General features: G+C 57.4%; 7 protein-coding genes. All 7 read right to left on the reverse strand.

All coding sequences use genetic code 11. From position 1 onward, the window contains the following. Positions 1–70: 70 nt before the first annotated feature. The 7 genes from ACQ76X_RS06490 to addB all read right to left on the reverse strand — a co-directional run bounded on the left by ACQ76X_RS06490 (position 71) and on the right by addB (position 14,517). Positions 71–514, reverse strand: coding sequence for a GatB/YqeY domain-containing protein (locus ACQ76X_RS06490; protein WP_074085706.1), 444 nt, complete (start codon positions 512–514; stop codon positions 71–73). A 15-nt stretch (positions 515–529) separates the two neighbouring features. Further along, a complete protein-coding gene (gene rpsU, locus ACQ76X_RS06495; RefSeq protein ID WP_005547957.1) occupies positions 530–703 on the reverse strand; it encodes a 30S ribosomal protein S21 in 174 nt (57 codons plus the stop codon). Positions 704–841: 138 nt separating this feature from the next. Continuing rightward, on the reverse strand, positions 842–1,201 hold the full coding sequence (locus ACQ76X_RS06500; protein WP_038595438.1) for a histidine triad nucleotide-binding protein: 360 nt from the start codon (positions 1,199–1,201) through the stop codon (positions 842–844). Between the two features lie 887 nt (positions 1,202–2,088). Further along, on the reverse strand, positions 2,089–5,517 hold the full coding sequence (locus tag ACQ76X_RS06505) for an AAA family ATPase (RefSeq protein ID WP_438492387.1): 3,429 nt from the start codon (positions 5,515–5,517) through the stop codon (positions 2,089–2,091). Next, positions 5,518–6,699, reverse strand: coding sequence for an exonuclease SbcCD subunit D (locus ACQ76X_RS06510; protein ID WP_438492389.1), 1,182 nt, complete (start codon positions 6,697–6,699; stop codon positions 5,518–5,520). 112 nt (positions 6,700–6,811) lie between these two features. Continuing rightward, positions 6,812–10,999 carry a UvrD-helicase domain-containing protein gene (locus ACQ76X_RS06515; RefSeq protein ID WP_438492391.1) on the reverse strand — a complete coding sequence of 1,396 codons (4,188 nt, stop codon included), beginning with the start codon at positions 10,997–10,999 and terminating at the stop codon, positions 6,812–6,814. Continuing rightward, positions 10,996–14,517, reverse strand: a complete 3,522-nt coding sequence (gene addB, locus ACQ76X_RS06520; protein ID WP_438492393.1) for a helicase-exonuclease AddAB subunit AddB — start codon at positions 14,515–14,517, stop codon at positions 10,996–10,998. The genes ACQ76X_RS06515 and addB overlap by 4 nt, the downstream gene beginning before the upstream one ends. Positions 14,518–14,591: the final 74 nt, after the last annotated feature.

Consider the following 14,591-nt stretch of genomic DNA (forward strand, 5'->3'; position numbering starts at 1 on the left):
TACTTTCTCCCTTCATTTTATCCACCGATAATGAAAAACACCCCTTTATTCAAGGGGTGCTAGCGTTATATTATTGCAGAAATTGCAGAACCGCCTGGTTCACGAGTTTACCATCGGCGCGACCTTTGACCTTAGGCATCAGTGCGCTCATGACCTTACCCATTTCACTTTTCGAAGAAGCACCGGTTTCCTGGATGGTCTGCTGTACAATTACTTTAATTTCTTCTTCGGAAAGCTGCTCGGGAAGATACTTCATGATAATCTCGATTTCTGCCTTCGTACTCGCGGCAAGCTCGTCGCGACCCGCTGATTCAAATTCTTGGAGGGCATCTTTGCGCTGTTTGATTTCACGACTAAGGATATCAAGCACTTCGTTGTCGTCTAATGTTCTCTTCAAATCTATTTCAAGATACTTTATTGTAGAACGAACCATTCGAATGGTGGAGAGTGTGAACTTGTCCTTACTCTTCATCGCTTGCTTCATATCTTCGTTTAATCGTTCGCTAAGATTCATGCGTGGGTAATCCTCCTAAAACTTTCTCTTACGAGCAGCCTCAGACTTCTTCTTGCGCTTTACGCTTGGCTTCTCATAATGCTTGCGTTTCTTCACCTCAGCCAAGACACCATCTTTAGCGATGGAACGTTTAAAGCGACGAAGTGCAGCATCAATTGTCTCGTTTTTACGAACTTTCGTTTCAGACACCAGTTTTCCCTCCCTCCGACCAGACCGTCCAAGAGCATAACACGGTTCATCATATTTCATTATAGGTCAAACCGAAATAAGGTGTCAACCTTCGTGTTATTCTTTTTTTAGGCAGGTTATCAGAATTTGAAATATCTGCTAAGCATGTGATGCGGAATTGCCGACAAGTGCGCCCAGTTTGGCACCGCCAAGCAAATGATAATGAAGATGAGGCACGGCTTGTCCGCTGTCCGGACCGCAATTGTTGATCAGACGGTAGCCTGTCTCCGCAATTCCCAACTGAATAGCAATTTGCTGCGCTACAGCGTGAATCTCACCGATCAGAGGCAGATCTTCAGCCGTGACATCATTCATCGAAGCGATGAACTTCTTAGGGATAATCAGCACATGCACCGGTGCGGCAGGCTCAATATCGTAGAATGCCAGTATCCGCTCGTTCTCGAACACTTTTTTGGAAGGGATTGAGCCTTCAATAATCTTGCTAAAGACAGTTTCCATACAACGCTTCCTCCTAAAAGTTTGTGGAGCGATACTTCCGTAGTAATTCTTCAGACCGGCCTTCTTCGCCACAATTAGTTTTTATGTTCTCTAATCATACAGGATAATCATGGATTACGAAAGCGGCACAAGAATAATACAACGCGGGGAAGCCGGAAAGATCATATCATCAGTCAAATGAAATGAATACACACGCAAGCAGGAGGATAGCTCAAACATGGATAGGACAATGCTTAGTGAAAATGTGTACTAGGGATAATACAGAACTCTGCTTATCACCATGGCTGTATTATAGACAGTGTTAGCTGCTGGCAGACGGGGTGGCATTGTTTTATTTATTTCGCTTGTGGCCTGACTCCCGGGGGCATCTATCTGCACAGTTCCTTTGTTACCCAGGACGCACTTCAGACTTCGAACTTTTTACGCACGGACTGTGTTCTATCAGCCCATATATATTTATGTGGAGCTTTATATCCCGCTTATCTGTATCAGATACAGAAAAGGTGTATTCTGTTTGTCCCCACATCATCCGCATCCAACATTCAGGGTGATCGTCATACAAAGTAATCGTTGTCAAAAAGGCACTGCTGAGGCGCTTCTCTATGTGTAGTTGTGGGTTCGGTACGGGGGAACAAGGTAATGATAGCTTAATCTAGTCGCATATCTGACAGGGATCTCAACCTTCGGGATCCATCAGATTCATAAAAAAAGCAAAAAAAAAGAAACACCCTACCAGCTTAAAAAGCTGATTCGGCGGCGGACGTATGAAAAGGAGCGTTTCCCGGTCATACGTCCGCCGAGGTGTTTCAAAATGATGTCGGCTTAGCTGTATTATAACAGGGGGTTGAAGGTGTATCTGTGATTGTCATCACACCTTCAACCCGCTTTCACATTTTTTCCAAAAGAATACGCGAACCGCCCCCGCCCTGCTCAGCAGGCACGACTATCAGCTTGCGCGGCAGTCGCGCCCGGAGCTCAGGAACATGGCTGATGATCCCGACGGACAGCTGGTCATTATGCAATCTTTCGAGTGAAGTAATGACGGTGTCCAGCAAATCCGGATCAAGAGTACCAAAGCCCTCATCAAGGAAAAAGAATTGCAGCGGATACTGACCCCGCAGCTGAATCTGTGCCGATAAGGCCAACGCCAGTGAGAGGGAGGTCAGGAAGGTTTCTCCGCCAGACAGCGTCGAGACCGGACGTCTGACTCCTCCATTGCCATCATCGCGGATAACAAAGCCGCCTCCAGAGTCAACTTCCAGTGCGTAACGCTGCTTGCTCAGGAACCGCAGCCGCTGTGAAGCGGCCTGGCATACCTGCATCAGCTGTTCTTCGGCGATATATTCCACAAAGGCGTTGCCGCGCAGCACAGCCTGCAGCTTGGACAGCCGGTCCTGCTGCGCTGCATGCTCCTTACGCTGACCTTCGAGCTCCATCCAGCGGATATGGCGGTGCTGCAGATCCTCAAGATCACGCTCTGCGCGCGCACGGCTCTGCAGAGAGTGTTCATCTTCTTCCTTGCATGTCTGCAGGGCAGACTGGCTCTCCTGCCATTCCTCAGTGCTTAAGGAGGCTCCGGACAGCTTCTCCTCGATGCTCCGCAGCTGAAGCGTCACTTCCGCCTCTTCCTCCCGGTGAGCCCGAATACGGGCAGCGGCTCCGCTGCGTTCCTCAGGCATGAGCGCCGCCCCTTCAACCTCAGGGGCTGAAACAAACGGAGAAGAGTTCAGGCTCTCCTCCCAGTGGGCCGCGGCCGCAGCGCTATGCTCTCGCGCTGATTCCGCCGCCTGGCGGGCAATGGCCGCCTCCTTCACCTCATGCTGCGCCCTGTCCGCTGCCTGCCGGTGCCTTTGCTTATTATTGTCCAGCGCCGCCTGCAGCACCTGAAGACGCCGTTCGCATTCCTCCAGCAAGGCGGCGGCAGAACGGCCGCCTGTCCACTGGAGCAGACGCTGCTCCTTCTCGCGCTCGAGCGCTTCTTTGCCTTCCAGTTGGGCATTCCATTGGGCCAGCTCTTTATCCAGCCCGGCAATCTCTTCCTGCAGAACTTGTACAGCATTGCCCTTCTCCTCAAGAAACTTCACGCTGATGTCGAGCCGGCCTCTGATTTCCTCAGCCTGTTCGTCCTTTGCCAGCATCCCGCGATAGGCATTCTCGGCCTCATCCACGGCCAGTTCAGGGAACAGCCGCGCCCAGTCCTGGCGCAAGGTGCCCAACCGGGCGGCAAGATCGCCAGCCTTGGCGGCAAGCCCTTCCACCCAGGCCGTCTCGGCAGTGGCCGCAGCCGCTTCCTGGTGGCATAGCTGCTGCTGTTCCTGCATCCCCCGCTGCCATTCCGCCGCTCCCCGGCGCAGCTCGCCGGAGCGGGCTTTCAGGGCCATGTGCTGCGCCTCCAGCCCGGATAAGGACATTTCATCCGGGATGATCCCGGTGGAAGCTGAATGCATAGAGGCGTCCGTGCTGTCCTGCGCCAGTCCTGCAGCCGCAGGTGTTTTCAGAGCGTCGCCTATAACCCCTTCACCATAAATCTGTTCCAGCCATGCGCCATCCTGCTCCAGCAGGCTGCGGAACAGATGGCGGGCTTCCAGCGCGCGCCGCTCAAGCGCACGGATATGCTGGAGCTGAGTTTCCAGCCCTTCCCGCCCGCCGCTGTCCTGGGACAACGCAGGCGAGGGATGATGCTCGCTGCCGCAGACCGGGCAAGGCTGCCCGTCCTGCAGCTCGCGGGCTAGGGTAAGCGAGAGCCTGTGCAGCTCCTGCTCCTTCAGCGCAGCCTCCAGCGTGCCGCCGTGCAGCTCTAGGCGCTCGGCGGCATTTCTTGCAACGGCTTCCGCAGCCCGCAGCTCCTCCTGGTGCAGCGCAGCCGCAGCAATGTGCTCTCCGCGGGCTGCGGCCAGCGACTGCCGCCGGGCTTCGGCGGCGGCCAGCCGCGCCTCTGCCGCCGCGAGCACCGCCGCGCGCTCGCGGCGCTCCCGCTCCGCCGTCTCCCACTGGGACTCGGCGGAGTGCAGTTCCTGCAGTCTCTGCATCGCTTCCTGCAGAGACTGCCGCTCCTGGGAGCGGACCGCAAGCGGCTGCAGGCTTTGCTGCAGCTCCTGCTGACGCTTTTGGCCCTTGGCCAAAAGCTCACGCTCCCGGGCCATGCTCTCCCGCCGGGCAGCCAGCCCGCGGGAGGCCTCGCCTTGGCGCGCCTGCACCGCAGCGCGCTCACGCCGCAGTTCGCTGAGCTCGGCTTCGAGCTCCAGCGCGCGGCGGTAGGTATCGGCCCCCTGCCGGAGGGCCGGCTCCTCGGCGGCCAGCGCAGCCTGCGCCGCAGCCTCGGCCGCAGCAAGCCCCGCCGCCTCATGCTCGGCGGCGGTTGCCAAGGTCTCCCGGCTCTCGGCAACAGCGAGCCGGCTCCGCCAGGCTTCCTCGGCGCTTCGCCACGCCTTCAGCACAGGCAGCCGCTTCTCGGCTTCGTCAGCCTTGACGAGCTTTTGCTCCAGCAGGAGGACGTTCTCCTCCTGCAACAGCAATTCCTGCCGCCGCCGCTCACGGCGGGAACGGTCCTCCTGCAGCTCGCGGATCTTCGCGAAGCGCTCGGCAAGCTGCATAGCCGCCTCCAGCTTCTTGCGGCATTCCTCTGCATGGCGGACCGCTTCCTGCAGCCGCTCTGCTGCGGCCTCTACATCCGCCTTCCCTGCACTGCCAAGGCCCTGCTGCTCCGCTTCAAGCGCCCGCAGCGCCGCCTCGTTCTCCTTGACCCGACGGCTAAGCTTGAGGGCCAGCTGGTCGCCATACTGCTCCAGGTGAAAGAGCCGCTGAAGCATTTGCCTGCGGTCTACACCCCGCAGCGACAGGAACTCGGCAAATTTGCCTTGCGGCAGAACCACCGCACGGGTGAAATCATCCATTTTCAGTCCGATATGCTCTTCTACACAGCGGGTAACATCCGCCAGCTTGTCAGCCATAACCTGGTCTCCGTCTTCCGTGACCTCGATGAACCGGCTGATTGTATTGCTGATGGACTGCTCCCCGGTCCGTTTGAATTTCCGCTCCACCCGGTAACGCCGGACACCGGCGGAGGAAGTGAGCTCGAAGGTGAAAGCCACACTGAGCTGATCCTCGGAATGGTTCATAATTCCCTGCGTTCCGTTCACTGCTCGTTCCACCTTGCCGTACATCGCTAATGTAATAGCGTCCAGCAGACTGGATTTCCCGCTGCCGGTCGGTCCGAAGATCCCGAACAGCCCAGTTTCCGTCAGACTCGCAAAATCAATCTCCTGCTGCTCCCGATAGCTTTGCAGCCCGGATACTTTTAATAGAATCGGCTTCACCTAGTTCTCCTCCCCTTCCTCCGGCTGCCGCCGTTCTTCTTCCGTCAGTTCAAGGAACAGCTCGATCAGGCTGTCCTCCGGCTCCGCACCGCCGGTCTGCCGCTGGAAGAACTTGCGGAACAACTCCTGGACCGGCATCCGCGAACGGGAGATTTCCTCCAGCTCAAGCTCCATCTGCGGATAGATCGGGCGGATATGTATAATCCCTTCCCGTGATTTGCGGAGCCGCTGAATATCATTCATCGACATCGCTTCGCTCAGGCGCAGCTCCAGATCGATAAAGGCGGAGGCATCCCTGCCTTCATCAAGCCAGCCATACACCTCCTGCAGTCCGCCGGAAGATTTCCAGTTCACCAGCGGACGGCCGCAGCGGAGATAGATTTCCTCGAAGGAAGGCTCCCCGCCCGGTGCCACATCAATCATCGTCACCGATTTGGCCTGGCCCGCTTCGGAGAAGCTGTAGGCCAGCGGTGAGCCGCTGTAACGGATCATGCCCTCGCCTTTGACCCGCTGGGCGCGGTGCAGATGTCCGAGCGCCGTATACTGCGCACCGCAGGACAGAGCCGAAGGATCTACGGTATAAGCTCCGCCTACCTGAATGGGACGCTCCGAATCGCTTTCCACGCCTCCGAGCACATAGATATGGCTCATGGCCAGATTCACCGTCTGCGGTGTAAACTCCCGGCCGAGCAGCTTCATCAGCTTGCCTACCCGCGCACTGTAGGCCAGCCGGAGCTCATCCTCCCCGCTGTCCCCGGCGAGCAGCTCCCCGAGGCGGGCTTCGGAGGGATAGGGAAGTGCAGCGATTTTGGCAATTTCTCCGGTCCGGACGGCATGTACCGTCACCGGCTCCGAGGTAGGCAGCCCCACCAGGGTGATGCCCTGTCTGCGCACAAGCGGAGACACGGAAGCTACCCGCTCCGGCTGGTCATGATTGCCGGAGATGACAACAAGCGGCCTGCCGTTCGCCGTCAGTCTGGCTGCGGCATCATAGAACAGCTGCTCCGCCGCAGCCGGAGGGTTGACTGAATCATAAACATCCCCCGCCATTAGAATAAGATCGGCCTTGGAGTCATCGGCAATCTCCACCAGCTCATCCATGAACTGCTCCTGCTCCTTCTGCCGGCTCCGTCCTTCCAGCGTACGGCCCAAATGCCAGTCGCCCGTATGCAATATGCGCATTTTCGCCCTCTTTTCCCCGCCCTCACGCGGCCATCATATAGGTGATATAAGATCAACTTCCATCAATCTCACCTTTTGGGTTAGTTTTTTCAGTTTATCTTCTATAGTAGATTTATAGTTTCACAGCATGTCCGCCGTCAAAAAAGTACAGCCAAATCTCGCTGACCGGTTCGCTTAAAATATCATTCAGCGCCTTGCTGTACAGCTCCAGCTGAAACCGGTACTTTTCCTTCAGCCCGTCCAGTCCGCCTTCATGCTCCAGCACGGCATCACTTTTATAATCCAGCAGAATCAGCCGTCCCTCCTCGCGGAACAGACAGTCAACCACCCCTTGAATCAGCACTGCTTCGTCAAGCGTCCGGCGGCCGTTGTCCATCGAAAGATTAGACAGCTCTCTATCAAAATAATCAAGTCCCCGGTAGGCTTCGCCTGCCGGAACCATATAACTGAACGGCTGCTCTCTGCGCTTCCATGATGCTCCCAGCAGTCTTTGCCCAAGCTCACCGGCATAAAAAGCTTCCACTTCGGCAAGGTCAACCGCCTCCGCCTGCTCCCCGTTCAGAATAGCGACCCGGGTCAGGTGCGCCATCACAGCTTCCAGAACAGCACGGTCCACAGGCCCGTCCAGCGGGACATGCTGCATCACCGTATGGTACGCCGTTCCACGCTCTGCCTTTGACAAGCCCCGCTTCTCCATAAACTTTGGACGGCGCAAATGGAGACTCTCCGCCAGTGCATTACTGCGGCCAGACCCGTTACCCCGGCTTGCAGAATACCCTTCTTCGAGCAGGTCATAGGAAGGCTGTTCCTCCATAGACAACATGGCCTTCAGCTCCGTCACCGATGTTTTGGCCGGAATGCCGGATGCTGCCGCGTATGGATACTCCCATTTCAGTCTTCCGGAGATTTCTGTTTCATCCGGTGTTCCTAGTGAACGCAGTGCACTGCCCGTGCGAAGCGCATCCTGGACAAGCCGCCGTTCTTCACCTTTTGCAGCATCGTCCGCCGTGCCGGCAAAAGAACCTGACCCAAGTCCGGAAGCAGCCAGTACAGAGATGCTCCAATTGGAAACATCGCCATGCAGCACCGTTGAGACAGTGCCTTCCGCTCCCGCCAGCTTGCGCAGAATAGCTGCGCCGGGATGACGGATCAAAGCGGGACCTACCCAATCCAGATAACTGCGGCCCCGGGCCAGCAGATGGTCGGCCAGCAGCAGTTCCTCGCGGCCCTGCATGCCTGTCCAGCCTGAAACGGCACGCGGCAAATCTCTTATTGTACCGACGAGGATCATTTTGTCTCTTGGTCGGGTCAACCCGACGTAGAGCACGCGCATTTCCTCCGCCAGCAGTTCCAGCCGCGAGCGGCGGTTAATCGCCAGATACGGGAGAGTCGGATAGCTGACACGCGTCTCCCGCTCCACAAACCGCGGACCGAAGCCCAGCTCCTTGTGCATCAGGAACGGGGAGTACAGATCCTGCCGGTTGAAGGGCTTGGCCATCCCGGCCAGAAAGACAACCGGGAATTCCAGGCCCTTGGATTTATGAATCGTCATGATTCTGACGCCACCGGCTTCCTCACCGCTTCCCCCGGCAACACCCAGATCGCCGCCATTCTCCCTCAGCCGGGAGATAAACACCAGGAAGCGGAACAAACCGCGCGCGGAGGTATCCTTCTCGAACTGCACCGCCCGGTCGTACAGTGCTTTAAGATTGTTCTGGCGTTGAAATCCGCCAGGTAGGCCGCCCACCCATTCCAGGTAGCCGCTCTCGCCGTAGATGCGCCAGATCAACGCACTGAGACTGCCCTGACGGGCTGCATTTCTCCAACCCTCCAATAATGCTGTGAAAGCTTGCAGCTTCTTCCGCAGTGCAGGCGGAATCTGTGACACCGCTGCTTCATCGGCTCCCCATCCGGCGCCGTCTAACTGCAGCGCACCGGTTACAGCGCCGGATTCAAATTTTTCTGCGGAAGCTGCAGGAACGTTATTAAGGGGGGATACAGCCGCAGCAATCTCAGCCGCAGCAGTAAGCTCCTGTTCAGCCCTAGTGACTTCACCGGTACTGCCCGCAGTCGAGTCACCTGCAGCCGCCATCAGGGCATCATAGAAAGAACCCGGGCTGCACAGACGAACCATTGCCAGCTCTTCCTCACTTAAATTGACTACTGGTGAGCGCAGCACCCCCGCCAGCGGAATATCCTGACGGGGATTATCCACTACTTGCAGCAGCGACAGGGCAATTTCCACTTCCGTTGCCTGGAAATACCCCTTGTTCTGATCGCCGTAGGCCGGAATGCCTTCCAGGCGTAGCTCCTCGATCATCAGCGGTGTCCATATCCGCGCAGAACGCAGCAAAATAACGATGTCGCCGTACACTACAGGACGCATGATACGCAAGGACTTGTCATAGATAAGCAGCGGCGCGCCGCCGGTCATCCCGGTCATCTGCGAGATGCGCCGGGCAATGGCCCGCGCTTCCAGCTGCGCCGTCTCGCTCTCGATGGCTTCGCTCTCCTGGGGAGGAAGCTCCCCGTCTTCAGCGGCTTCCTCCATGCGGCCCGCCGGTGCAGTCCCCCGGTCAATCAGCAGCAGCTCCGGCGCGAAATAAGTATCCGGCCGGTTCTCCTCCGCTCCCGGGAAATTCGCCCCGTAGACCAGTTCGGCACGCTCATCGTAGCTGATCTCTGCAACGGTCCTGTTCATGATCTGGCGAAAAATCATATTGACGGCATTCACAACTTCCATCCGGCTGCGGAAATTACGCGCCAGATCGATCACCGAGCCCCGGGCAGCAGCTGCTCCGCCCTGCTCTTTCTCATCTCCGAGAATCCCCTCTCGGCCAGCCCCGTTATTTGACGCACCAAAGCTGAGATACTTGTCCAGAAACAGCCCCGGCTCCGCCAGGCGGAAGCGGTAAATACTCTGCTTCATGTCGCCGACCATAAACCGGTTGCCCGGCGATTCGCGGGAGATAAGCCGCACGATCTCTTCCTGTACGCTGTTCGTATCCTGGTATTCATCCAGCAGTACCTCGTCGAACTGCTCGCGGTATTCCATTGCCGCATCCGATGGCAGCGAATGGCCCGGCGCAGAATCAGGATGGCGCAGAATCTGCAGGCAGTAATGCTCCAGATCGCTGAAATCGACCAGACCGCGGCCTGCTTTCTCGATCCGGTAACGTTCACCGAACTCGATGACCGTCTCAGCGAGTTCCTGCATCAGCGGAGCCGCCTCATGCAGCTCCGCCAGAAAAACCTCGGCTGGACGCCCAAACAGCGATTTTTGCAGCTCCAGCAGGCTCTTCTTCACATTGTCCCGCAGCTCCTTGACCGTCTCCTGCAGTCCGGGATCGGTTGCATCCTTCTTGCAAGCCTTAAGCTTGCCAAAGGATATCTCTATGAAAATATTATAGAGCTCTGCCCAGGGTTTATTTAGCAGATCATTCTGCAGCGCCCGGACCATTTCCAGATCCGCAGTCAGATTCTCCGCATAGGGAGCCGGTCCGCCGGGCTGCAAGGCGATTTCATACCCCTGAATAAGCTGGCTGGCCGCGCCGTCCAGCGTAAGCTTCGCCTCGGCAAGAATGCTCTGCACCCAAGCCGTACGGCTCAAAGCTTCCGTGTCCGGCAGCGAGAAATCAGCCGCAGTATCCCTCAGCCACTGTGCCGGCCAGGGATGGCTGCGGGCAAAATCATGCAGCCGCTGGACCAGCGCATGCACCGCATCATCGGTACGCTCGCCGCTGAACCAGTCTGCAAGCTTTACGAAAATGCCATCTTCTCCGTCTTCAGAGACCTCGCCGTATTTCTCTTCCAGCAGCTCCTCCAGCAGCTCTTGGCGCATCATCTCCGCCTCGTGCTCATTCAGAATCCGAAATCCGGGGTCAATGGGGATCTGCTGATAATAACGCCGGATGACTTCCAGACAAAAGGAATGCAGGGTCGTGATCGACGCTCTCCCCAGCAAGGCAAGCTGGCGGCGCAAGTAGTCATTGTCCGCTGCTCCGCCCTCTTCCGCCCCCTCTTGCTCCTCCAGCTTCCGCTCCAGTGCCTCGCGGATCCGCTGCCGCATCTCAGAGGCTGCTGCCTTCGTGAAGGTGGCCACCAGCAGCCGGTCCACGCTGAAGCCGTTCTCCTCGTTGCTGATCTTGCGGATGATCCGCTCGACCAGTACGGCTGTTTTGCCGGAGCCTGCCGCTGCCGCAACCAGAATATCATCGCCGCTCTCGGCAATAGCGCGCCATTGATCATCGCTCCACAGGCTGCCTTCCGGCTTGGCCTCTATTTCAGCTCTAATACTCACGGCTTCTCTCCTCCTTTATGGGACAGCAGATCCCAAATCACGTCTTTGCCCGGCTTGGCAAGATTGTTATAGCCATTGCCCTCCACAGCCTCGTCAAACTGGCATACCGGCCGGAAGGAACAGAACGTGCAGGCTGTTTCCTGCTGAATCCGGTATGGCTGGATCGCCACATCGCCTTCCGTAATCCGCGTCCCGATATCGGAAATATTGCTCCGCACCGAGGACAGCAAATGCCCCCACTGCTCCGGCGTGGCTACAGAGGCGCTGCTGTAAAAGCTGCCGTCGCTCTTCAGCGCTACCGGCACAATTGAGGAATGCCCTTTATCGAGCGTAGTATCCATTAGTGAAACGACCTCACGGTCCGCAGTCAGCAGACCCTTCATTTTGAACCGTTTCAGAAGCTCCTGCTCCGCCTGCTCACGGTTCAACCCGTTTGGCGACGAAAGCAGCGGATCATGCACATGGAAATACAGGGTTCCTGCCGGAAGCGCAGCCTTGCCCAGCCACTGCTCGGAATAGGTGAGCAGCACATCGAGATAAGTCAGCATCTGCAGCGACAGCCCATAGTACACCTCATGCAGCTTAAGATCCTTCTGGCTTGATTTATAGTCGATAACCCGCAACAGAACTCCATGCTCTCCTTCGGCCATATCGACACGGTCAATCCGGCCCACCACCTCCATTACACAGCCGTTAGGCAATGTAATTCTCAGCGGCGGGAGATCTTTACCCGGGCCAAAGTCCAGCTCCAGCCCCACCGGCTCGAAGCTGCCCCGGCGGGCATGCTCGCCGAGGATCACGGAAGCGCGGCCGACAATATTCTTCAGTTTGCGGGAAATGTATCCGTAGCGTTTGCTGCTCATCAGAATTTCGCCCTGCAGGAGCGGTGACAGCTTGTCTACTGTCTCTCCGGCTTCCCGGCGGCATTCCTCAGCCGTCAAGCTCCCCCAGCCGCGGCCCTGCTCCTGCAGCCGCTTGGCCATATCGCTTAGCGCGGCATGGAAGAGCTGTCCAATGTCCGGCGCCTGCAGCTTGTAGAGCTGGCGTTCTTTCAGCCTTAAGCCGTATGAAGCAAAATGGGAGAAGGAGCAGGCAACGAACTTCTCCATACGCGACACGCTGCCGCGCAGTGTTCTGCCTCCGTATAGACGGAGGCTGGTCTCCCGCTTGAGCGGAATGCCGTCATTGCGGTAGAACAGCGAACCCAGCAGCAGCTGCAGCTTCGGACTCCAATGCTCCTCCTCCGTGAACCAGTTATAGACATCCCACCACAGTCCGGGGATTTCCACTCCCTGCCGCCACTGGCGCAGCTGCATAATCAGCATGCGCAGACTTTGTCCGGGATGCCCCACAAAACCCAGGTGCAAAGCTTCACCTGCATCGGCTTCGTCAGGAGACACCGCTGCGGGGAACCCGGAAAGGGAACGTTCTTGCAAAGCATCCGGGAACATGCCATGCAGCTGGCGGATGATTTCCGAAGGCAGCAGCGCTTTGCCCTCATCATCGGCTGTGGCATAGCTGATCCACAGTCTGGTGCTGGCCGTTGTCAGCGCGCCATAGATCAGGAAGCGCTCATCGAGCAGCTTGCGCGAGGACCCCGGAGCCAGCTCCATTCCGCTGTTCTCCAGCAGCAGCCGTTCTCCCTCGGACAGGATGCCGTCCTCTTTAAACTGTGCAGGGACAACCCCTTCGTTGAATCCCAGCAGGAAAGCATATTTCACACCTGAAACCCTCGTCCGGTCCATGCTTCCGACCAGCACCTGATCCAGGGCAGGCGGAACCAAACCCATCTTAAGCTCGCTGAGTCCGGTCTCCAGCACCCCGGCAAACAGCTCAAATTCCATTCTCTCCGATCCCATCATTTCCGCGATCTGATCCAGCAAATCGAGCACTGCATCCCATAGCTGGCTGTGTTCCCGCGCACGTTCCGGCTGTCCCAGCTCAAGCGCCTCTCTGCTCAGCTTCTCCAGCTTCCGGGCGGTATCCGACTCCCGGAGCAGAAGGTACACCGCTGTACATAGCTCCAGACCACTGCGGCTCTTCTTGACTCTTTTCTCAAAAGCATACAGCGGACCGGTAATGCACTCCCGGCACCGCTCCATTTTCAGAAGCAACTCCTCATCCACAATCCGGCTGCCTTCCAGCGAAAGACTGGGGATTCCTTTCCAGGAACGTCCGTCGGTCCAGCGGTATCCATGGATGCCGCAGGCCAGCACATAATTCTCCAGCGCGTCCATATCCTCGCGGGTAATACTGCCGTCAAGCGGAAGCAGAAGCTCGGTCTTCACACAGCGGAACACATCCTCATACCGCCAGCGGCGGCGCACCACATCAAGTGCGGACCGTACAAATTCCACCAGCGGATGATGCAGCTCATTCACCTTCTGGTCCAGGAAGAACGGGACGCCATAGTCTTGAAACAACGGGGTAATCAGCTGCTCATAATCTGAAATATTGCGCATGAATACAGCCATCTCGCCGTACTCCGCCCCTTCATCCCGGGCCAGCCTGATCATTTCACGCAGCGCGCCCTCGACCTCTGTTCTATGCGAGACGGCAGCGCTGATCGTGATGGCTTCCGCGGCCTGCCCGATATCGCCGCTCCAGCGGCTGCGGCGGTGAAATCCGCGTTCCAGGTGGGCCAAGGCCGGACTTCCGGCGAAACGCGGAAGCACAGGCGGCGCCAGCAGCTCGTCCCAGACCGCAAGGCCCAGCTCTTCGGCCATCCCGCGCAGCTTGATATACGTAACTGCGGAGGGGTGAAACAACTCCAGTTCATGCGGCTGCAGCCCCGTTGGATAAATCCGGTCAAGCGTAAGGGCCACTGTCACCCTTGATGCATGCTGCATCAGTTCGCGCAGCACCATAAATTCCTGCGGGGTAAAACCATGGAACCCGTCTACCCAGATCTCGGCTTCTCTTATGTAAGAGGAATCCGCAATATGCTCCGCCAGTTCAGCCAGCCGGTCTTCCTGATCTATATACAGCTGTGACATTTCCTGCTCCAACTCGCTGAATACAATATGCAGATCATCCAGCTTGCCGGCCAGAATCGGACTGCTTCCTATGGCCTCACGCATTCTTGCCAGCTGTTCTTCCAGATCGGAAGCACCCAGGCAGCAGCGTTTCAGCTCGGTATGCAGTGCGCTGAGCCGTTCCACAAAGCCCAGTCTGTCGCTTGAAGCGCCGAACAGCTTCAGTTCTTCCTTGCGGCGGTTGATGATCTTGTATATCAGCATTTTTTTGCCTTCCTCGCTGATGGGCAGACTGGCGCTGCCCCCGGTCTCCTGCTTCACCCGGAATGCAAGCCGCGAGAAGCTCAAGGTCTGGGCCCGGATGCTGCCCTTCACGCTGCCTGCTGCCAGCAGGCCTCTCTCCGCCCCGAACGAGCCCTGCTCCGGAACAAGTACAATGATCGGTGCGCCCAGCGGCTCAGACTCCAGCTTTGAGGATACCGTTTCCCATATTCTTGTTGTCTTGCCGCTGCCCGAGCGGCCTATCAAAAAGTTTACCGTCATTGCAGTAGACTCCTTCCGTGGCCAAATCTATGAATACAACCGGTATCAAATTTCTAAACCCGGTTGATGAATCC

Origin of the sequence: Paenibacillus sp. IHBB 3054 (assembly GCF_051594305.1) — a bacterium.
Taxonomy (GTDB): domain Bacteria; phylum Bacillota; class Bacilli; order Paenibacillales; family Paenibacillaceae; genus Paenibacillus_AQ.